This is a genomic window from Acidobacteriota bacterium (assembly GCA_018001935.1).
Lineage (GTDB): Bacteria > Acidobacteriota > JAAYUB01 > JAAYUB01 > JAAYUB01 > JAGNHB01.
Genome location: JAGNHB010000009.1, coordinates 1 through 22,303, shown reverse-complemented (window position 1 = coordinate 22,303; position 22,303 = coordinate 1). Strand labels below are relative to the sequence as shown.

General features: G+C 66.3%; 14 protein-coding genes. 12 read left to right on the top strand and 2 right to left on the bottom strand.

What is annotated here, in order from left to right; all coding sequences use genetic code 11:
• Positions 1-108: 108 nt before the first annotated feature.
• Complete coding sequence (locus KA419_05490) at positions 109-1,740, bottom strand: GWxTD domain-containing protein (GenBank protein MBP7865385.1); 1,632 nt, start codon at positions 1,738-1,740, stop codon at positions 109-111.
• A gap of 205 nt (positions 1,741-1,945) precedes the next feature.
• Here KA419_05490 and KA419_05485 point away from each other — a divergent pair, with 205 nt between their 5' ends.
• The 5 genes from KA419_05485 (at position 1,946) to KA419_05465 (ending at position 11,643) form a co-directional block, all read left to right on the top strand.
• Positions 1,946-3,601 carry an MFS transporter gene (locus KA419_05485; protein ID MBP7865384.1) on the top strand — a complete coding sequence of 552 codons (1,656 nt, stop codon included), beginning with the start codon at positions 1,946-1,948 and terminating at the stop codon, positions 3,599-3,601.
• Positions 3,602-3,798: 197 nt separating this feature from the next.
• Positions 3,799-5,325, top strand: coding sequence for a hypothetical protein (locus tag KA419_05480; GenBank protein ID MBP7865383.1), 1,527 nt, complete (start codon positions 3,799-3,801; stop codon positions 5,323-5,325).
• A complete protein-coding gene (locus KA419_05475; GenBank protein ID MBP7865382.1) occupies positions 5,312-7,198 on the top strand; it encodes a cyclomaltodextrinase N-terminal domain-containing protein in 1,887 nt (628 codons plus the stop codon). The genes KA419_05480 and KA419_05475 overlap by 14 nt, the downstream gene beginning before the upstream one ends.
• Before the next feature lie 56 nt (positions 7,199-7,254).
• Positions 7,255-8,634, top strand: coding sequence for a DUF3459 domain-containing protein (locus KA419_05470; GenBank protein ID MBP7865381.1), 1,380 nt, complete (start codon positions 7,255-7,257; stop codon positions 8,632-8,634).
• Between the two features lie 294 nt (positions 8,635-8,928).
• On the top strand, positions 8,929-11,643 hold the full coding sequence (locus KA419_05465) for a glycoside hydrolase family 13 protein (GenBank protein ID MBP7865380.1): 2,715 nt from the start codon (positions 8,929-8,931) through the stop codon (positions 11,641-11,643).
• 949 nt (positions 11,644-12,592) lie between these two features.
• On the opposite strand, the gene KA419_05460 is transcribed toward KA419_05465, so the two are convergent.
• Positions 12,593-14,983: an alpha amylase C-terminal domain-containing protein gene (locus tag KA419_05460; protein ID MBP7865379.1), complete on the bottom strand. Its 2,391-nt coding sequence runs from the start codon at positions 14,981-14,983 to the stop codon at positions 12,593-12,595.
• 335 nt (positions 14,984-15,318) lie between these two features.
• Here KA419_05460 and KA419_05455 point away from each other — a divergent pair, with 335 nt between their 5' ends.
• The 7 genes from KA419_05455 (at position 15,319) to KA419_05425 (ending at position 21,990) form a co-directional block, all read left to right on the top strand.
• A complete protein-coding gene (locus KA419_05455; protein ID MBP7865378.1) occupies positions 15,319-16,836 on the top strand; it encodes a response regulator in 1,518 nt (505 codons plus the stop codon).
• A 75-nt stretch (positions 16,837-16,911) separates the two neighbouring features.
• Positions 16,912-17,274, top strand: coding sequence for a roadblock/LC7 domain-containing protein (locus tag KA419_05450; GenBank protein MBP7865377.1), 363 nt, complete (start codon positions 16,912-16,914; stop codon positions 17,272-17,274).
• A gap of 127 nt (positions 17,275-17,401) precedes the next feature.
• Positions 17,402-17,890 (top strand): hypothetical protein, encoded by a 489-nt coding sequence (locus KA419_05445; protein ID MBP7865376.1) that lies wholly within the window; start codon positions 17,402-17,404, stop codon positions 17,888-17,890.
• On the top strand, positions 17,887-18,819 hold the full coding sequence (locus KA419_05440; protein MBP7865375.1) for a methyl viologen-reducing hydrogenase: 933 nt from the start codon (positions 17,887-17,889) through the stop codon (positions 18,817-18,819). The genes KA419_05445 and KA419_05440 overlap by 4 nt, the downstream gene beginning before the upstream one ends.
• Positions 18,820-18,829: 10 nt before the next feature.
• Complete coding sequence (locus KA419_05435; GenBank protein ID MBP7865374.1) at positions 18,830-20,227, top strand: Ni/Fe hydrogenase subunit alpha; 1,398 nt, start codon at positions 18,830-18,832, stop codon at positions 20,225-20,227.
• Positions 20,228-20,230: 3 nt separating this feature from the next.
• A complete protein-coding gene (locus KA419_05430) occupies positions 20,231-20,947 on the top strand; it encodes a ferredoxin family protein (protein MBP7865373.1) in 717 nt (238 codons plus the stop codon).
• A 536-nt stretch (positions 20,948-21,483) separates the two neighbouring features.
• The gene (locus KA419_05425) at positions 21,484-21,990 is read left to right on the top strand and encodes a hydrogenase maturation protease (protein MBP7865372.1); all 507 of its coding nucleotides are present in this window, start codon (positions 21,484-21,486) and stop codon (positions 21,988-21,990) included.
• Positions 21,991-22,303: the final 313 nt, after the last annotated feature.

Sequence of the window (22,303 nt, the reverse complement as noted above, 5' to 3'; positions counted from 1 at the left end):
ATGAAAACCCGGTGACTGTCCCCCCGGGGCGAAAACAAATGTTAATCCGGTGTGAAGATTTTTCAAATAGTGTTTATATTCAGGTTTTTGCAAACAAACAAGCAAATCTCAATAAATCCGGACGGGGGAGACGGCCTCTGCGGTGGCGCGGGTGATCTTGTCCGTGACCCGGGCCTTCACCTGGTATTCCCCTGTGCGGTCCAGCCGGATGGACTGCATCCAGAACAGGACCAGCTTGTTCCCGCGCAGGATGGGGTAGACCTGGGAGACGGAGTCGGGCGGCAGCTCCACGGGCTCGTCGCCGCGGAAAACCTTCACGTCCAGTTCCCACTGCGGCTTGAGGGTGGCGCCGTCCACGCCGAGGTTGTAGACCTCGAGGTAGCCGGCGATGGAGGTGCCGTTGCGGACCTTGCCCAGGTTCGGGTAGAGCTTGAGGTTCCCCTCGAGGATGAAGGGGTCCGTGAGGGTTTCCCCCGGCCCGGCGGGGGAGACCCGGTCGGCCAGGACGAGGGCGCTGGTGCACAGGCCGTTCTCGGGGGCGGAGGGGAGGGCGAGGGCCTTCTCGAGCACCGCGGTGTTGCCGGAGTGGGCGTCCTTGAGGACGATGCTCATGCGGAAGCGGCCGGGGACCATGGGGATGCACCGCTGGTAAAGGGCCGGCGCGGCCAGGACGCGGTTGTTGCCGACCTGCTCCGCGGACAGTTCCTGGACGATGGTGTCCTCGAACTCGTACACGATGCGGCCCGAGAGGGACTGCACGAGTCCGTAGAGCTCCACCTTCGCCTGGTGGACCCCGCCGGCCCTGGCTTCCTTGTACTGAAGGGCGGACTTGGGGATGGCCAGGGTCACGGGGACCATGAAGCGGTTGGGGGAGAGCTGGACGAAGAACCAGCTGCACTCGGCGGGGAGGGTGGCGGAGCCCATGCGGGTGGACACCATCTGCTGGAGGTCCTTGAACTGGATCTCGGGCGGCCGGCGAAGCTGGAAGAACTGCTGGTACCGGGCGAAGGTCTTGTTGAGTTCCCCCCACCGGAACATGCTGGAGCCGGAAACGTTCTTGATCCCCATGTTGCGGATCCGGTCCTCCCGGGTCTCGTAGCCCAGGGTCTCCAGGAGGGTGTTCCCGGCGCCGCTGGCGTAGAGGAGGGCGTCCTTCTCCTCGGGGGAGATGGCCATCCGGTACTCGTTGGTGAGGGTGGAGTCGACGAACTCGATGGAGATGTTGTCGCCGATGCCCTCGATGTGGTTGTAGGTCCACACCTCGTAGGGGAAGGTGGTGGTGTGGCCGCCCCCCTGGTTCAGGTCGCGGTTGTAGACGTGGCCGGAGGGGTTGCTCTCGATCAGGTTGGGCTTCCCGAAGAGGATGTAGATCTTGCCCCGGTCCGTCTTCCAGCCCGGCTTGCCGCTCTGGAAGTGGTCGTTGGCGTAGGCGATGCGGCGGTAGTGCTCGTTCTTGAACTCGTTGCCGGACACCAGGGGGTTGGGGTTGCGGCGGACCCAGAACTGCTCGATGAAGGTGTCGCGTTCGTCGTCGGTGGTGAGCTTGCCGAAGATGGCCCGTTCCTCGTCGGTGATGATGTACACCACGTCCTCCTCGAGCCACTTCTTGTAGTGCCGGGGCTGCTCCTCCTTGTTGAGTTTCCTCTTGTCCGCCTTCGCCGCCTTGCTCTCCGGCGGGGCCGCGAGGCACAGCCCGAACGCCGCCGCCAGCGCCAGGATCCACCATCGTTTTGTCTTCATGCTTTCACCGCCCGCCTGCGCCGATTTTGCCGCCGGGCAGCCCGGTCTGTCCGCGGGCCGGCCGGGGCGGCCCCTAAAGTATACCACATCGACTCCCGCTGGATAACGAAAGGGTTTGGCCAAGAAAATTCGGTTCCAAATCGCTATCGGTGTGTTATGCTGAGGCGTTTTCGGAAGGACGCAAAAACAACCCCGGGAGGTTTTCATGGAGACCGGCACCCCGACCTCGACCGTTTCGGTGGCGCGGCCGCCGCTCAGTGCCCGCCAGATGTTCGACATGGCCATCGGTTTCCTCGGCCTGCAGTTCGCGTGGCAGATCCAGATGGGCCAGATGAGTTCCCTGTACAAGACGATGGGCGCCTCGGACACCGAGTTCTCCATCTTCTGGATGGCCGGTCCCATCACCGGCATCCTGGTGCAGCCCATCATCGGGTCCCTCAGCGACCGGACCTGGACCCGGATGGGCCGCCGCCGCCCGTTTTTTCTGATCGGGGCCATTTTGACGGCCACCGTGCTTCTCCTGATGCCGAACGTGACCTTCTTCATGCCCTCGCTGTTCTCGGCCCTGGTGATGGCCGCCGCTCTCCTGTGGATGCTGGACGCCAGCATCAATACCAGCATGGGGCCCTACCGGGCCCTGATCCCCGACATCGCCCCCCCTCAACAGCACGCGACGGCGAACGCCTGGATTGGGTGGGCGATCGGTCTGGGGGCCGTGGCGTCCGCCCAGATCGGGAGCCTTGACATTCACAAGTGGTTGGGGGGGGACAAACCCGAACTGTCCTCCGGTTTCAGCCGTTTCATCTTGAAAATCGCTCCGACCAATACGCATATTCTTTTCTATGTCGGAGCGATAACCGTTCTCCTTGCCATAGGCTATACCGTGCTCAAGGTGAAAGAGTATCCCCCGGAGGACATGGAAGCCTTCCGCAAGGCGAAGGCGAACCGGGTGGGCTTCGGGCGCTGGGTCATGGACACGTGGGGCAGCATCCTGCATATGCCGAAAGATATGGCCAAACTTTGCCTGGTGCAGTTTTTCACGTGGTTCCCTTTCTTCTGTCTTTTCATCTTTTTCACGGTTTACGTCGCGGAGAACATCTACAAACCCACCAGCCGGCCCATGCCCTACGCCAATGCGGTTGCGCAGTTGAATTCGATGGAGGGTTCATCAAGCCGGGTGAAATGGTCTGTCGCTTCCGCGGATAAAGGCGGGTTGGTGGCTGTGACCGTCCAGGGGACGGATGGAAGCGTGATCAGCGAGATCACCCCCACGCTGAAAATCTCCTCTGAGGACGCGATTTTCCTGAAATTGCGGGAACAGGGAAAACCTTTTGTCCTGGTCCCAGTTCAGGGAAGGCCGGAAGGCAAGGGTTACTCGGTCTGCAATGAGGACGTCTACGGGGAAGGCAACCGGTGGGCCCAACAGTGTTTCATGATCTGGAACGTGGTGTGCCTCTTCGCCGCCATGATCATTGGACCGCTTGCGGACCGGTTCGGGAAAAAACTGATGCACTCGATCGGCCTTCTGGCCATGGCCGCAGGCTTCGGGATCTTCTTCTTTTCCATGAATGCCACGGCCGCCATGATCGGGATGGGCATCCTCGGCATTGGTTGGGCCACCACGGTCACCATGCCCTACGCGCTCCTGGCCGGGATCATCCCCAAGGGCAACGAGGGCCTGCTCATGGGAACGTTCAATATTTTCATCTGCATCCCTCAGTTGGTCTGCGCCGCCACCATGGGATGGATCGTGGACATGCTGGGCAACCGCCCCTTCGCTTTCGCCGTGGCGGCGGTGTCGGCGCTGATCGCGATGCTGGTGCTCCAGGCCGTCAAGGAGGAGAAGCCCGCAAAGGCGTGAAGACGCTTTTCCGGCCTCTCGCAAAGGCGCAAAGACGCCAGGCCTCGCAAAGGGGTTCGGCCGGCAGCTTGAGAAGTGGTACGGGATTATTAACTACTTTCTTTGCGAGGCTTTGCGGCTTGGCGCCCTGGCGTGAGGCGGAGAAATCCGAAACGTTTCGGGGGATTCAACGCCCCGGATCGAGGAGGTCGATCGTGATGTCTGAAAGCCTTTTGAATGCACCGTCCTGGGAGGCGGTCGTGGGCGCGCTGCCCGCGGGGTGGATGCAGGCCGCCCGGTGGTTCCGGCACAAGTCGGACCCGATCGTGTCCATCGCCTTCCACGACGGCGTCGACCTGACGCCCCACGCCGCCCCCTGCACCGGGCGGGTCGCCCTGCTGGTGGTGTCGGTGGGGATGGAATCCGGTCGGAGCGGGCTCTACCAGGTCCCCGTCCTCCTGGGGCCGGCGCCCGGCGGGGATGGGGGCTTTCCCGTGGAAGGGGGGTGGGCCGTCCGGGAAGCGGTAGACGTGCCGGCCTTCCACACGGCGGTCCGGCGGCTCATGGACGCCGGCACGGAGCTGCGCGGCCTCCGGGGGACCTTCCGCTTCGAACGCTACCCCGTCAAGGCCCCTTTCCAGAGCCGCCCGCTGGCCCAGACCTCCAGCAACTCCCTCGTCCTCGTCAAGGGGGACGACGTCCTCAAGTACATCCGGGGGCTCGAGCCGGGCGTCTCGCCGGAGCTTCAGATGAACCGCTTCTTCGCCCTCCGCGGCACGTTCGTGAACCTGCCCCCGCTCACGGGCGCGTTGAGCTGGCTCCCGGCCGAGGGGGGGGAGTGCACCCTGGCCATCGCCCAGCGCTTCGTGGAGAGCAGCGGGGACCTGTGGGCCTGGACCCAGGACTTCCTGAAATCCTTCCTCGACGCCCTCCCGCCGGGAGAGGGACCGGTGGAGGCGGACGTCGTGACGGAGCGGTGCCGGGAGTACCTCGACCGGACCACCCGGTTGGCGGAGGTCCTGGCCGACCTGCACCGGACCCTTCAGTCCGCCCCCGACGACCCCGCCTTCGCGCCGCAACCGGTCACCCCTTCCGACCTCGGGGCCTGGAGTGCCGCGATGCGCAGCGGCGCCGAGGCCGTCTTCGAGCGGATCGCCCGGCTGGCGCCGGGGGAGGGGCCCATCCTGCGGGACTTCTTCGACCGATTCCCTTCCATGCGCGAGCGTGCCCTCGAGGCCTTCGGCCGGCTGGCCGGCCTCGACCCCGCCGGATGGGTCAAGTGCCGCGTGCACGGCGATTTCCACCTAGGTCAGGCCCTCAAGACCCCCGACGACTTCATCCTCATGGACTTCGAGGGGGAGCCCCTCAAGTCCCAGGACCAGCGCGTCGCCCGCTACAGCCCGTTCAAGGACGTGGCCGGGCTGCTGCGCTCTTACAACTACGCCGCTTACGCCGCCCTGTTCGACTGGATGGAACGTCACGGCGCGGATACGCCCCCGTCACGGGCCGAATCCGCCGTACTGCAGTGGAATGCCGGGGTGGAGGCGGTCTTCCGTCGGCGCTACCTGGCGTCCGCGGGTGTGGCGCCGTCCGCGGGCCTCGACGCCTTCCTCGCCCTGCTCAAGCTGGAGAAGGCGGTCTACGAGCTGGATTACGAAATCAACAACCGGCCGGGCTGGTTGAGGATCCCCGTCTCGGGGATCGGCAGCTGCCTGCGTGAGGTATTTTCCGATGAAAACGCGTAAGGTTCCCAGCGGGGCCGCGGCCCTTTGCCTGCTGCTTCTCCTCGCGGCCTGCCCGGTTTTTGCCGGGGCGGTCCGGGTGGACAAGGTGGACCCGCCCTCCTGGTTCACCGACCTGGAGATGAAGGGCGTCATGCTCCTGCTGCAGGGCGAGAACCTGGCGGGCTGCGCCGTGAGCGCCGACCCGTCGGGGTCCGCGTCCGCCGAGGTCCTGGGCGCGTCCGCCAACGGTCACTACCTTTTCGTGGAGCTGACCCTGTCGCCGAAGGCGGCGCCGGGCGGCGTGGACCTCGTCCTCGCGAAGGGGGGGGCAACCACCCGGGTCGCCTTCCCCCTGCTGCGGTCCTGCAAGGGCCGCCACCTGCCGGCGGGGTTTTCCGCCCGGGACGTGATCTACCTGGTCATGCCCGACCGCTTCGCGGACGGCAACCCGGACAACAACGTCCAGCCGTCCAACCGGGCGGAGAGCCGACGCGACGATCTCAAGGGCTGGCACGGGGGCGATTTCGCGGGCGTCTCCCGGCACCTGGAGTACCTGCGGAACCTGGGGCTGACCGCCGTCTGGCTCACGCCCGTCTGCGAGAACGCGGGGCCCGTCTCCTACCACGGTTACCACGCCACCGACTTCTACCGCCCCGACCCCCACTTCGGCACCATGGACGAGTTCCGGGCCATGGTGGACAAGGCCCACGCCATGGGGCTCAAGGTGATCCAGGACCAGGTGGTCAACCACACCGGGCCCGAGCACCCCTGGGTCGCCGACCCGCCCACCCCGACCTGGTTCAACGGCACGCCCGGCCGGCACCTGAGCTGTGACTGGAACATCCCCGGCCTCGCGTCCCCCCACGCCTCGACGGTGAGCCAGGACGCCACGGTCCGCGGCTGGTTCGCGGGGATCCTCCCCGACCTCAACGGCGACGACCCCCGGCTCGTCCGCTACTTCACCCAGAACTCCATCTGGTGGGTGGCCCTGACGGGGATCGACGGCATCCGGCTCGACACGTACCCCTACATGGCCTACGGTTTCTGGAAGCAGTGGTTCCCGCCGCTCCGGAAGGAGTTCCCCGACCTTCGGGTGGTGGGCGAGGTCATGGAGTGGGTCCCCTCCCACATCGCCTACTGGCAGAAGGGTTTCCCCAAGACCGACGGCACCGCCGAGGGCCCCGAGAGTGTCATGGACTTCTGCACCATGACCGCCCTGCGGGGCGTCTACGCGGAGAAGGCGAGCTGGAAGCCGATCCGGGACCTCTACATGCTGGACTACCTCTACCCCGCCCCGGAGAGCGTCTTCACCATCCTGGACAACCACGACACCGTCCGCTTCGCCACGGCCGTGGGGAGCCGCGGGGCCGTCTACCGCAACGCCCTGGCCCTGAACCTCCTCCTGCGCGGCATCCCCCAGATCTACAGCGGCGGGGAGTTCGCCATGGAGGGGAACACCGACCCCGAGAACCGCAAGGACTTCCCCGGCGGGTTCCCCGGCGACACCGTGAGCGCCTTCACCGGCAAGGGGCTGGGCCCCGACGAGAAGGCCTGCCTGGAGTGGACCCGGAAGGTGCTGGGCGTCCGGGGCAAGTGCGACGCCCTTCAGACCGGGACGTTCACGGAACTCTTCGCGGACGGCGACGTGCTGCTGGTCCGCAAGGTCGGGGCGCAGACCGAGGCGGTGCTCCTCTTCCACCGGGGCGCGGCCGCCCGCGAGTTCGCGTGGGGCGTCTCCGCCTTCCCCGGCCTGAAGGGGGAGTGGACCGACGTGCTGCGCCGCGGCGAGGAGTTGGTGGTGGGCGACGAACTCCGGTGCGCCCTGGCCCCCTTCGACGTCCGGGTCTGGGTTCGCCCGGTTCAGCCTTCCGCCGGCGGCGGAAAGCCGGAATGATGGACCCGCGGACAATCCGGATCCATCAAGCCCCAGGGGTACAAGGGAGAAGAGCCATGAAGAAGAGTTGCTCGATGCTCACCGTGTTTTTTGTGGCCTGCCTCGGGGTTTCCGCCGCGGCAGACGGCCCCCTCGACTGCGGCGGCCGGACCGCCCGGGCCAGCGCGGCGTGGGTCCGGTCGGCGGTGGTGTACGAGGTCTTCACCCGCGCGTTTTCGAAGGCGGGCACGTTCGCCGAGGTCGAAAAGGCTCTCCCCCGGCTGAAGGGCCTGGGGGTCACCGTGGTCTGGCTGATGCCCATCCACAAGGTGGGCCAACTGAACCGGAAGGGGCACCTGGGCTGCCCTTACTCCGTGCAGGACTACTACAGCATCGATCCGGCGTACGGGGGCCCGGACGAGCTCAAGTCCCTGGTCAAGCGCGCCCACGGCCTCGGGATGAGGGTCGTCATCGACATGGTGGCCAACCACACCGCCTGGGACAGCGTCATGATGGAGAAAGACAAGACCTTCTACACGCGCGTGGACGGGAAGGTGGTGGCCCCCGTGCCCGACTGGACCGACACGGCGGACCTCGACTACGGCAACCCGGGCCTGCGCCGGTACATGACGGACATGCTCAAACACTGGGTGCGCGAGTTCGACCTGGACGGCTTCCGGTGCGACGTGGCCAACATGATCCCCCTCGACTTCTGGGAGAAGGCCCGGGAGGAACTGGAGAAGATCAAGCCGGAAATCCTGATGCTGGCGGAGGGCGACTGGCCCCAGGACCACCTGGCGGCCTTCGACCTCAGCTACAGCTGGACGTTCTACGAGGCGCTCATCGACGTCGTGGTGCGCGGGAAACCGGCGTCGTGGGTCGCGGAGGCCTACGCGAAGGAAATCGCCCCCTTCCCGAAGGGCGCGCTGCTGATGCGGTTCAACGACAACCACGACAAGGTCCGGGCCGTGAACCTCTTCGGCGACGAGGGGGCCCTGCTGACGGCCGCCGTGACCCTCACCGTGCCCGGCGTCCCCATGCTTTACAACGGCCAGGAGATCGGGGACCCCGTCCCGTCCAACGACCCCGCCCTGTTCGAGAAGTACGACATCCTCTGGGACAACCACCCGCCCCGGATCAAGCGCTTCGACCACCTCTACCGGACCCTCCTCGCCCTCCGCGCCGGCAGCGGGGCGCTGCGGGAAGGGGACATCGCCTTCCTCGCCACCGACCGGCCCGACGCGGTCTGCGCCTACTCCCGGACGGCCGGGCCCGAGACGGTGGTGGCCGTGGCCAACACCACCAACCGACCGGTGACGGTGAAGGTGGGCGGTTCCGGGGCCCCCCTGCCGGAAGGGCTGAAACGCCTCTACCCGGCCGACGGCGCGGCGACCCTGGCCCCCGGCGCCGCCCTGGACCTCAGGCCCTTTGAATTTCTCCTCTTCGGGCGAAGATGATCGCTGATCACTTGTGACGCGGTCGCAAAAAGTACCATCGCCCTCCGGGCGATGGCTCAAACAAAGGCCTTGCACACACTTTCCCCTTCGTTTTCCGACTTTTTGCGAACCCATCACTTGTAACAACCACTCATTACACTAATTCGCGCGGAGTGAGCCAGCGGAGCGACGCTCGGCCGGCATTCCTTCCTTCACACGGTTCCTGGTTGATTTCATATACCATTAGTGGAGATTAGTGCTATTAGTGGTTCAGAAAATTTTCCGGCCGGCGGGTCGGGCTGGGAGGCGGACGTCATGGTGAACAGGCGAAAACTCGCGAATCGTCGTGGGGTGAGTGCGGGTGGGGGTCCAGGGCGCCTTCATCGGCTCGTTGCGCTCGCCTTATGCTGGGCGGCCGCCGGCTGCGTCCTCGCGGCGCCCATCGACCCGGCGGGGCTCTTCCACGACTACGGGCGTTTCTACCTCCGGCCGTCCGAGCCCGGGCCCGGAGAGGCCGTGACGCTGCGCTTCCAGACGAAACACCTGGATGCCGACAGCGTCTCGCTCCAGGTGAAGACGGAGGGCGTGGCCGGCGTCCAGACCCTCCCCATGACGAAGGAATCCGAGGGGATCCTGGACACCTGGACCGCTTCCCTGGTGGTCGGGACGGCGCGGATCGACTACTGGTTCCAGGTGCAGAAGGGGGCGGACATCCTCTACTACAACGCCTTCCAGGCCTCCACCCAGGTCCCGGCCAACCTGAACTTCTGGCTGGTCCCCGGCTTTCACGTCCCCGACTGGTCCAAGGGGATCACGTGGTACCAGATCTTCCCCGAGCGCTTCTTCGACGGCGACCCGGCCGGCAACGTCACCACCGGCGAGTACGACTACTTCGGCCCGGTGCAGGCCAAAAGCTGGGGGGCGTCCCCCTCGGGGTCCAACGACTTCTTCGGCGGGGACCTGCCGGGGGTCCAGGCGAAGCTCGGGCCCTACCTCCAGGGCGGGCTCGGCATCGAGGCCATCTACTTCAACCCGGTGTTCCGGTCCCCCTCCAACCACAAGTACGACACCATGGACTACCGGAACGTGGACCCCCACTTCGGCGGGAACGACGCCTTCACGAACCTCGCGGGGGCCTTGCACGCCGACGCGGACTTCCCGGGCGACTATCCCGTCCGCTTCATCCTGGACGGGGTTTTCAACCACTGCGGCGACTGGCACTACTGGTTCGACCGCGCCCACCAGTGGCCGGGCAGCGAGGGGGCCTACGAGTCGCAGGCCTCGCCGTACGCCCCCTACTTCACCTTCAACACCTGGCCCAACGACTACGTCACCTTCGGCGTGAGTTTCGGCGGTCACTTCGACACCATGCCCAAGCTGGACTACGCCGACGCGGGCCTTGTGAACGAGATCTACGGCGCGCCGGGCTCCATCGCCCGGACCTGGCTGGGGGCCCACTGGGCCGCGGACGGGTGGCGGCTCGACGTGGGGCAGGAGGTTGGGTACGGCGGCACGGTGATCGGCAACCACACGGTCTGGGCGGAGTTTCGCCAGGCGGTCCGGTCCGTCAACCCCGAAGCCCTGATCCTGGGCGAGTTGTGGGACCTCCCCCTGGCGTACCTCCAGGGCGACGAGTGGGACTCCGCCATGAACTACAACGGGTTCCTGACGCCCGTGGGGCGATGGCTCCTCAAGGCCGACATGTTCGGCAACCACGCGCCCATCGACACCCCCCTGTTCCACGCCTGGATGCAGGGCACTCTGGCGGACAACACGGGGTGCGTCCGCCTGGCGATGATGAACAGCAACGGCGCGCACGACAACCCGCGCCTCTTCACCCGCGCCGGCGGGAACCCCGGCCTGGTGAAGGCCGCCCAGGCCTTCCTCCTGACCTACCCCGGCGCGCCCTGCGTCTACTACGGCGACGAGATCGGCCTTCCCGGCGGGGCGGACCCGGACAACCGCCGCACCTTCCCCTGGGACACCCTGGCCGATCCCCCGAGCACCGACCTGCTGGATTTCCACGCGACCCTCATCGGGCTCCGGCGTGAAAAAACCGCCCTCCGGACCGGTTCCTACCGCGACCTCCTGGCGGACGAGGCCTCCGGCACCTTCGCCTTCGCCCGCTTCGACGGCAAGGACACGGTGGTCACCGTCGTCCGGCGCAAGGGGACCGTCGCCGCCCCGGTGGCGCTGCCCGTGTGGGTCCTGGGGGTCCCCGACGGGAGCGTGTTCGCCGACGTTTTCACGTCCCAGGCCTACTCCGTGGCCGGGGGGACCCTGGCCCTGACCCTGCCGGGCGAAGGCTTCGGGGTACTCGTGCTCGAAAAGGCCCGCGGCGCCGCCACCCGCTTCGCCGTGGGGCCCGAGCGCCAGTGCGTCCTGAAACTGTCGAGCCCCGACGGGGCCCTCCGGGCCGGCTGGGCGCGCCTCACACCGGACGACCCGGCGGCGGTCGGGGACCTCGCCGCCGCCGAGAGCTTCCGGTACAACCCGGGGTCCGCCGACACCACCGAGACCGTCCTCTACCCCGCGGCGCCCCTCACCCGGTTCCGGTTGCTGGCCACGTACGCGAAAAACGTCGTGGACTCCGGGGTCGCCCTCACCAACCCCGGCGCTCAGGCAGCCCACGTCACGCTTCGCCTGGTCACCCAGGCCGGCAACGTCTACACCGCCGTCCTGACGCTGGACCCGCTGACCGCTCACCCCCGGTACCTGAGCGCACTCTTCCCCACCCTCCCCGACGTCGTCGACGGGGTGGTGGACGTGACGTCGGACCAACCCGTGGCGCCCCTGCAGTTGACTGTCCGGACCAACGCCCGGGGCGAGTTCCTGCTGAGCGCCCTGCCGGTTGTCCCGCTCACGGACCCCGCGCCGGGGAGCGACCTGATCCTGAACTACCTGGCCGCCGGCGGCGGCTACACCACCGAGATCCGCCTCACGACGACCGGCGCGGTGCCGGTGGAGGGCGACGTCCGCTTTTACGACCCGTCCGGCGCACCGCTGGAGTTGGAGGTCGGGAAGAGGTGAGGGGGAAGAATCCAGAATTCAGAATTCAGAATCCAGAATTCAGAAGCCAGAAGCCGGAAGCCGGATGCCGGGAGCCAGGAGACGGAAGCCAGGAGACGGGACGGGAAGTGGCCCCGGCGGGCGTAACCCCGAAGGGGCTTCAGTTCAAGGGCAGGCAGACCGCAAGGTCCCGGTCGTGCGCTTCGCGGAGACGATCCGTGTTCATCCGTAGCCCTCGCAAAGACGCAAAAAGACGCAAGGACCTACGCTCTTCCCGGAACGTCGCCCGGTGAAAGTGGCCGGGGAAAGCAACCGGGATCGACAACATGTTGGTGAACACGCAGCCGCGAAAGCGCCTGGATCGGTCCAGGCCTCTCCCGGGACGTCTCCTCGCCTCAGCGCCTCTGCGAGAGCTTCAGGAGCACGGAACGCCCACCTCGGCAACGGTTGGGTGTCCTGGCCCTGAATCACGGGCGGGTGTCCTGATCCTGAATCGTGCCCTCTGCGTCTTCGCCCCAACGGGATCGTGCCCGCCGCGTCCTCACCCCGTCAGGGGTGAAACATTTGTAGAAAGGGCAGTTATAAAAATCCTCCTCCCCCGCGCGCCGCCGGCCGGGAGGGTGCTCCGGAGCACGTTTCACCCCCGGCGGCGCGCGGGGCGGGGAAATCGCGGCTTGCGGAGTGCGGCGCGCAGGCCGCCGGAGCGCCGCCTTCCCGGCCACGCCGACTGTTTCCGGGGCGCCGGGCACTCCCCCCGCGCCTGTTCAAACATCGCGGCGCGTGACGGAAACAACAACCCCGCCACGGGCAGGGCCGGTTCGCTTGGGCTCGGACCCGCCGCCCTTGCTACAAAAATTTCACGACGGGGTGAGGGCGTGGAGGCGATCGACTCCAGGGGACGGGCAAAAAAATCCCCGCCTTCGGCCGGCGGGGATTTTCAGCGGTTTACGTCGAACTGCCGACGCTTGGGTTACTGCCGTTCCAGCACCACGGCGCCGTAGCAGGGGATGGCGAACTCGCTGTGCCAGGTGTAGCTGGTGGAGTTGACCGTCTGGGGGTAGAGCCCCGGGTTGAGGTTGTACTCCGGCCGGCTGGTGTTGGCGATTTCCCGGTAGTTGCCCGTCACGCCCACCCCGTAACTCGGCCAGCTCTGCCAGCCGAAGTTCAGGATGATCAGGTATTTGCCGCTGTCGCGGGTGAAGGCGCAGACCTTGTTGCCGCTGTGGATGTGGCGCACCTGGATGTCGCCCCAGGCGAAGCTGGGCATGGCGGCGCGGCGGATGTCGTTCATCTTCTTGAACCAGGTCCGGATCTTGGCCCGGCCGGCGTCGGTCTCGTAGGCGTTCAGGTCGAGCCGGTCGTCCCACCAGGTGGTGCCGGTGCCGGGGTTGTAATCCGCGAGCTTGCCGTCGTCGAGTCCGAACTGCATGATCTCGCCCGCTTCCTGGCCCATGAAGACCATGGGGATGCCGCGGGCCAGAATGGTCCCCGCCGCGGAGACCTGGCACATTTCCCACCCCTTGCCGTCGCGCCCGCGCCGGGCGATGCGGTCGTCGGTGTTGCCCACCTCGTCGTGGGACTCGCTGTAGATCAGCCCGTCCATCCAGTCGTCCCCGAAGTTGCAGAAGACGCTGTAGAGCCGGTCGAGGTTGTTGTCGCCCGTCAGGACGGCCTTGAAGTTGTCGTGGAAGCCGTCGCTCCACTGGGCGTCGAAGGGGCCGTTGGTGTCGCCGTAGTAGGCGGGGATTCCGTGCTGGGTCATGTACCAGTCGTTGGGGAGTTCCTCGGCGATCAGCAGGATGCCGGGGTCGAGGGCCTTGACCTTCCGCCGGATCTCCCGCAGGAACTCCCAGCCGCCGCCGGAGCCGGGAACGGTGATGCAGTCGTGGTACGGGTTGTGGATCACCGCCGTGGCGTCGAAGCGGAACGCGTCGATGTGGTACTCGCGGGCCAGGTAGAGGATATTCTGCACGAAAAAGCTCAGAGCGACGGGGTCGTCGAAGTTCACCATGCCGCACCAGCGGGTGTCGCCGTCGATGTAGGCGGCCTGGTCGATGGTCCAGAGGATGTTGTCCTCGCAGGCCACGTGGTTGAAGACCAGGTCGAGGATCACGGCGATCCCCTGGTTGTGGGCGGTGTTCACCAGCTGCTTGAGCTGGTCGGGGGTCCCGTAGCTGGATTCGACGGCGTAGAAGAAGGAAGGGTTGTAGCCCCAGGAGTACTGGCCGTAGAACTCGTTGACGGGCAGCAGTTCGACGGCAGTCACGCCGAGGTTCTTGATGTAGTCGTTGTACCCGTCGCCGTCCAGTTCCTCGGTGACCTGCTGGATCGGGGTCAGGCCGGAGTTGCGGCTGGTGAAGCGGAGCGGGTGGACCTGGTAGATGTTGTAGTACTCCCAGCCGGGCCGGACCCAGGCGTTGTCGGTCCAGGCGAAGGCGTCAGCGTTCGTGACCTTGGAGTAAAGGGGCAGGACCGAGCCGGTGGTGGTGAGTTCCAGCCAGCGGGCGGCGGGGTCCTGGACCTTGGTGTTGCCGTCCAGGATGAACCGGTATCGGTTCCCGGCCGCCGGGGTGCTGTAGAAATCGCCCCCGGCCGCTTTCAGCCACCAGAACTTGCCGTCAGGGGTCCGGGCCAGGTCCACGGAGTTGGTGTTGAAGCGGGTGAAGTCCCCCACGAGGCGGACGCGCTGGACGTCGGCCTTGGCGTGGACGATGGCGTACCAGTAGGTGCCGTCCTTGTAAAAGCCGGGGCTGCGGTCGTAGATCGCGCCCGGGTTGCCGCTGACCAGGTCGGCGGTCACCACGGTGGAGTCGATGGCGAGGTCGTCGGCGTACAGCGTGCTGCGAGAGCCGGAGGGATCGTCCACGTACTCGACCAGGACGCGGAGCTTGTTGGCCTTGGTCGGGGCGACGGCGGAGAGGGTCCGGGACTGCCAGGAGCTGCTGTTGGTCGTGTACGTTCCGTTGAGGGTCCCCAGCAGGGTGGTGCCGTTGAAGAACTTGAGCACGAGCCGCGCCTTGCCGTTGCCGTTGTCACGGAACCAGGCGGTGGCGTTGTAGACCCGGCCGGCGTCCACGGCCTTGTCCTGCTGGATGCTGCGCATGTAGGACGTGGTCTTGTACAGGGCGACGGACGCGTTCCCCCCGTGGCGGTAGGTGGTGTTGCGGCTCGTGGAGAAGGAGGCGTTCTGGCTCCAGCCCGTGGGCGCGGTGGTGCCCGACCAGGTCGTCTCGAAGGACGGGTTGGTCAGGTTGACGTTGATGACCGGGCCGGGGTTGGTCAGGAAGTCGGCCGAGTCGGACGCGGTCCCCAGGCCTGCCGCGGCCGCGATGAAAAGAACAAGGAACCCCCACCTGCGCATAGGAACCTCCAGCAAGCATATTTGAGAGGAATGTTACACCGGCTCAGACAAAATTGCAACAAGAAAGATGGGGGGTGACCATCCCTGGCCCGTTTCCCGAAACCCGTGGCTTTCTTTCCCCCCGCGCCGGCGGGCCCACAATCTTTCTTTATGTTTTTACAAACGTCCCGGCGGCGTTCCCGGGGTCTCCCGCGGACGGATCGAACCCCGCGCCGCCCTGCGGGTCCGGTGTCCCCGTGCAAAAAAAGGTTGCGGTTTCCTTTTCCTGATTCTAGAATAGGGTATGGTATCCAGTCCGCCCTGAACCGAACCGACACGGAGACGCCGAGAATCGCATGACGAGCCGACACACCGACGAGGGGGACCTGTCGTCCCCGTCGCTGGAAAGGACCAGCGAGCAAGCCCCTGCCCCCGTCACCATCCTGGTGGTGGATGACGACGAGAACATCCTGCGCCTGGTGCGCCAGACCCTCGAGCTGGGGCTCGGCGACCGCGCGTGCCGGGTGGTGGAGGCGGCGGACGGCCTGCAGGGGCTCGAGGCCGCGCGCCGTGAGCAGCCCGACCTCGTGGTCTCCGACATCATGATGCCGGGGATGACGGGCCTCGAATTCTGCCGGGCCTTTCGCGAACTGGACGATTTCAAGGACACGCCTTTCCTCTTCCTTTCCGCCCTCGGGACCACCCACGACAAGATCACCGGCCTCCGCTCCGGCGCCGACGATTACCTGGTGAAGCCCTTCGACCCCGAGGAGTTGATCGTCCGGCTCGAGGTCATGTGCCGCAAGATCGCCCGGCGGCCCAAGGGGGACATCCTCCGGGGTTCGCTCCACGAGATCCCCCTGGCGGACATCCTGCAGTTTCTGGACTACACCATGCGCCGGGGCACCCTGCACGTCAGTTCGGCGGAGGGCGCGGGGACACTTGCGGTGAAGAGCCCTCTCCTCCTGGACGCCGCCTACGGGGACCTGCAGGGGGAGGACGCGCTCCTCGAGATGCTGACCCTCCGGGACGGGTGCTTCCAGTTCATCCCGGGGCCCGTCTCGACGGGAAGGATATCCAAGCCCATCAGCTTCATCCTGATGGACAGCCTGCGCCTCTACGACGAGCACCAGTTCGTGAAGGAACACCTTCCCGACAACCTCGAGGACCTCCGGTTGAACAGCCTGCCGCAGAAGATGGACGACCCGGACGTGCTCTCGGTGATCGGGGCCATCCGGAACGGGAAGAGCAGCATCCCGGAGATCCAGGACGCCACCCGGCTCTCCCAGTCCCGCGTGATCGTCAGCGTGGCCAAGCTGGCCAAGCACGGCCACATCGGGCCCCGCACCGTGGACGAGATCCTCTGCATCCCCGCCCGCCCGCTCCGGGTGCTCTTCGCCTTCACCCGGGAGGACGTCGCCGCCGGCCTGTTCCGGGAGATGGCCGCCATCTGCGGCGCCGAGACGCCCCGGGCGGCCAGTTCGGGCGTGATGGGGTTCCTCAAGATCAGCCTCGGGGACCGCACCCTCCACCTGCTGTCCATCAAGGGGGAAAAGCGCTTCTCCTTCCTCTGGGAGCCGATGCTCCGAACGACGGACGCGGCCGTGTTCCTGGCGGCCTCCCCCCAGGACGAGCCCCACCTGCAGGCGTTCCGGGAGCAGGCGTGCCGGGGGCGGACCATCCCCTTCTTCGCCGTCAGCCCGGCGGACATCGCGTGCGATTTCGCGGAACGCATCGACTCCCCCGGAAAGATCCAGGCCTTTCTGCGGAAAGTCGTCAATCACGCCCTGCAGGGCCAGGGCAATCCGTCGTCCGCGATCGAGGACCCGACCGGTCCCCCGATCCCGACCCTCGATCCTTTGTCCGGAATGTGACGCAGGTTACGAACAGAATCGCAACCCTGTCGTATATTGACACGGCATTAATCTTCCAATGGAGGGCACATCATCATGGGTATTCTGACACTCCCGGAGCTGCTCAAGGAGCTGATTCTGGTGGAAGGCATCAACACGGCCGTGCTGGTCAGTCGTGATGGTTTCGTCATCGAGGCCGTCTCCCGCGGGGGCAAGGTGGACACCGAGGCGGTCGGCGCCGTCATCTCCACCGGCGTCGGGTCCTCCGAGGTCGTCGGGAACGAACTCGGAATCGGTCAGCTGCAACAGGGCATGTTCGAGTACAAGGACGGCATCATCGTGATCTCGCTCCTCGGCGCGGACTCCATCCTGGCGGTGGTGGCCACGACGGGCGCCAATCTCGGCAACATCCGGTACCAGCTCAAGAAGCGGTCGGTGGAGATCGAGAAGGCCATGTAACGGTCCCGTCGCCGCTCCTGTTTTCAGCCGGGCTGCAATTCGAGGGACGGCTGGAATTGCGCGCACGGGAGGCATCCCCTGGCGGGGGCCTCCCGGGTGGACACTATTAACGAGATCGGGGGAGCATATGGAACCATTGCGGAAAGAGCTGCACGACTTGTCCCACTTCCTGGGCGCCCTGGCCCACGGTGCCGAGAAGCACCTCGGGCGGGGCTGCCTTTCCATCAGCTTCATGGCGGGGAAGAAGTTCGGGCTGGAGGCGGTCAAGGACGTCGAGCCCACCCTCGACCCCGTCGAGGCGCTGAAGAGCCTTCGCAAGGCGCTGGCGGACCGCGGCATCGTCTGGGTTTTCGAGCCCTTCCAGGGGGAGCGCGCGGAACTGGTGCAGGTGGAGAACGGGACTCGCAAGATGCGGGTGGTGTTTCGGACCTGCATGGTCCGCAACGCCCTCTTCCGTTTCGCCCACGAGCAGAAGCTTTCCCTGTGCCAGATGGCCCACGGGGTGTTCGCCGGGGCCATGGAGAAGATCTTCCCCGGGCACAAGGTGGGGCTGGAGATCATCCAGGCCGGCCCCAACGCCTGCCTGAAGGAAATGAGCTGGGAGGAAAAGGCATGAAAGCGAGAATATCCACGGAGTGGTTGTCCGGTTGTTCCGGGTGCCACGTGGCGATGGTGGACCTCCACGAGAAGCTGCTGGCCCTGATGGACGACGTGGTGTTCGTGCGCCTCCCCGTGCTCGTCGACGAGAAGGGTTTCCCCGAGGCCGACGTGGGCATCGTGGAAGGCGCCGTCCGGAGCGAGCACGACCGCGAGTGCCTCCGAAAGATGCGGGCCAGCGTCAAGACCCTGGTGGCTTTCGGTTCCTGCGCCGTCTACGGCGGCCCGTCGGGGATGGGGTGGCTCTACACCCGGGACCAGGTTCTCGACGCCGCCTACTCCAAGGGCCCCACCAACGTGCCCGGGCAGCGCCCCGACGCCGACGCGGTGCCCCTGGAGGAGAGCGTCGTCCCCATCGACGAGGTGGTCAAGGTGGACGTCTACCTTCCCGGTTGCCCGCCGCACCCCGCCTTCATCGCGGGGGCGGTGAAGCAGCTGCTGGGCGACAAGGAGGCGGCGGCGACCGGCAAACCGGTCTGCGCCGACTGCAAAAGGAAAATGATGAAGAAAACCGGCGTCGCCCTCAAGCGCGGGGCGGTCACGGCCCCCGACGCCGACGTCTGCTTCCTCAGCCAGGGGGTCGTCTGCATGGGGTCCGTCACCCTCAACCGCTGCATGGCGCCCTGCCCCGAGGTGGGGGTGGCCTGCACCGGGTGCAACGGACCGTCGGTGGACATCGTCTCGGAGCCCCATCTCGACATCCGGACCATGCTGGCCAAGCGCATGGAGATGCTCACGGGCATCGCCGCCGACGAGGTGAAGCACTACATCGAGGAAGACGCCAAGACGTATTACTGCTACGCCATGGCGTCCCCCGTCATCTACAAGAAGCCCGCCGTGGAGCTGCGGGAGTGGGCCGACGCCAAGCGGCCCCAGAGCACCGAATAGGAGAGCGACCATGGGAAAGCGAATCACCCTGACTCCGGTCACCCGCATCGAGGGGCACGCCAAGGTCCTGGTGGACGTCGACGACGCCGGCCAGGTGGAGCGCGGCCACCTGCAGGTCCTCGAGATCCGTGGCTTCGAGAAGTTCCTCGAAAACATGGAACTCTTCAAGATGCCCCAGTTCACCGCCCGCATCTGCGGCGTCTGCCCCGCCGCCCACCACCTGGTCTCCGTGCAGGCCATCGAGAACGGCCTAGGGATGACCATCCCCGCCAACGCCCGCCGGCTGAGGGAACTGCTCTACGTCGGGCACATCATTCACTCCCACGCCCTGAGCACCTTCTTCCTCCTGGGGCCCGACCTCATTCTGGGGGTCGACGCCCCCGCCGCCGAGCGCAACGTCTTCGGCATCCTGAAGGCGGACCCGGAAGCGGCCAGGAAGGCCCTCCGGCTGCGGACCATCGGCCAGCTCACCGTGGAGGCCGTGGGCGGGCGCGGGGTCCACCCCGTGACCGCCGTCCCCGGCGGCATGGCGTACCGGCCGGCCGACGACCGCATGGCGAAGATCGCCGCCTGGGGCGAGGAGGCCCTGGGGATCCTCGACGACCTCGCCGGCATCGTCAGGGACCGCCTCGAAACCCTGGCGGAGATCCGGGAGGCCACCCGGCTGCCCTTCATCTCCATGGCCGTCTCCCAGCAGGGCAAGGCCGACTTCCTCGAAGGGGAGGTCCGGGTGCTCGACACCGACGGGACGCCCATCCTCTCCTTCGCGCCCGAAAAGTACGCGGATCACCTGGTGGAAGGGGTCATGCCCGGGTCCTACATGAAGAACGTCCGGGTCCGGGGCCGGGAAGACCGCGTGCAGGTGGTGGGCCCCCTGGCCCGGCTGCACGCCAACGAGCGCCTGGGGACCCCGAAAGCCGACGCGATGCTCCAGGAGTACCGCCGCGAAACCGGCGGGAAGATGGCCGTCACCGACTTCATCCGGGCACGGCTGATCGAGATGACCCACTGCGCCGAGCGCATGGCGGCGATCCCGCAGGAGATGGACGCCGGCCCCGTCAAGGCCGACGAGCCCCCCTACCGGGAAGGGCGTTACGTCGGGCTCATCGAGGCCCCCCGGGGGGTCCTGATCCACGACTACACCGCGGACGACAAGGGCAAGATCACCTCCGCCAACCTGATCGTCGCCACCCAGAACAACTACGACGCCATCGACGCGTCGGTCACGGCCGCCGCCAAGGCGTTCTACGGGCAGAAGGGGGACGACTACTTCATGAACGGCCTCGAGTTCGTCGTGCGCTGCTTCGACCCCTGCCTGGCCTGTGCCACCCACGCCCTGGGCCGGATGCCCATGGAGGTGATCATCCGCCGGGGCGACGAGATCGTCCGCCGCTTCGAGAGGAGGTGAGTGATGGCGACCATCCAGATTGACGAACGGGCCTGTGTCGGCTGCACTCTTTGCGTGGAGACCTGCCAGACCAAGGTGTTCTCCTTCGACGAGGAGAAGCGGGTCCCCCGGGTCGACAAGCCGGAGGAGTGCTTCGAGTGCCTGAGCTGCTCGGAGATCTGCCCCGCGGCGGCCATCTTCCACAAGGACATCTACCACTCCGTCAACTTCTACCACGACCCCTACGCCGTCGAGGTGGCGACGCGGCTGCAGGGGGGCGGCGCCCCGCCGCACCGCGTCATCACCGAGGAAGAGGAGTTGAAGAGCGCCCGGAAGGACCTCGGGGTCCGGCTGCTCTCCGTGGCCGCCGTCTTCAAGCAGACCCTGGGCGGGGGGCTCCCCGCCGTCGGCACCATGGCGGGCAAGACCCTGGCGGGTCAGCTGCCGCGGTACCGGGCCCCCAAGGACCTCGCCGAGACCCTCGAATTCGCCAGGCAGCAGTTCGAACCCACCTGGGACCTGAACTTCACCCTGGCGGGCGACCAGTTGACGGTGAACATCGGGCGGTGCTACATCCGGGAGCTGTGCCTCCAGGAGGGCATCCCCCTCGGGCAGGAACTCTGCGTCCTCTTCTACAACTACCTGGCCGGCTACCTGTCCCGGATGGGGAACCTCCGGCCCCGGCTCCTCCAGGCGGAACGGGGGGAGACCGGCTGCCGGTACGACGTGAAGCTGTACTGATGCCGGTCGGGTGTAGGCGCTTCAGCGGATGCGTTCTTACCAACATGTTGTCGCTACCGGTGGCCTTTCGAGGCCACTTTCACCGGGCGAAGTCCCGGGAGAAAGCGTAGTCCCTTCGAAGTAAGATCTTTGGCAAAATGAGCAAGATTTGAAATCGTCGGTGGGCTCCCACCGCTTTCGGAGCGGGGAAACCCGATGAGGGGACGGACGGAATCCCAGCAGCGTCGCCAGGCATGCCCCGGGGCTGGAACACCCTGCTTGTGCCGATCCTGGTCCGGAATCGACGAGAAAGGTTTCTCGCCAAGACGCCAGGATGCAAAGCCTCGCAAAGGAATACCCTGTTCCGGTTCCGGCTTTACGAGGCTTGGCGGCTTTGTATCTTTGCGTGAGGTTGAGACCGCCTGTTTATTTATTTTCTGTCTTCTTCGTTCGTGTGGTTCGTGTGGTTCGTGGTTCTTTTCCCTTTCGTGTATTCCGTGTATTTCGTGGTTCCTTCTCCGGTTTGTCCGGGTTGGGCTGTAGGTCCGGAGGGAAAAATGGTGTTTCCGGAGGGTTTCCCCCGGGTCGGGTTGGTCGGCATCGGGAACACCCTCGCGGGCGACGACGGTGCGGGGGTCGTGGCCGTGTCCCTCCTGCGGGAGGCTTGCGGCGAGGACCCCCGCCTCTTTTTCCACTTCCTGGACGGCGACCTGTTCGCCCTGTCGGAGGTCCTGGGGCGCGCCCCCCGCTTCCTCGTGGTGGACGCCGTGCTGGGTGACCCCCCGGGCCGCATCGTGCGCCGGGCCCCCACCCCCACCCGCCTCGCCCCCTCCTTCCACCAGGCCGACGCGCTCCAGGTCGTCGCCACCCTCCGGGAACTGGCCCTTGTGGACCCCTTCCCGGAGGTGGAACTCTGGGGGGTCACCATCCGGCCCCCCCGCGATCTGAGCGAGTCCCTGAGCCCTCCCGTGGAAGCCGCCGTCCGCCGCCTCGCCCGGCGTCTGAAGGCGCGCCTCGATGATCTGCTCAACCGCGGTGAAGAGGTGCGGGACACCGGCCGTTGAAGAACGGCCATCCCTCCGATCAGAAATCAGGGTTCTCCTTCCATGGCATTTTCACTTGAAAGTTGAGTCCGGGCGGTCGCCGACCGTCATGTGTGACGGGTTCGTAAAAAGTACCGTCGGGCCCCGCCCGATGGGTCAAACAAAGGAGTTACGACACTATTCTGGTTCGTTTTCCGACTTTTTACGGTCTCCGCACCGGTGAGGGAGAAGGCCAAGAGCAACGGTCAGGGATTGGGCCAGCCCCATCCGCGGAGAGGCGGTAATAAACTCTATAGCCCGGCCTCTAAAGAAGGCTTTATTCTATAGAAAGAAA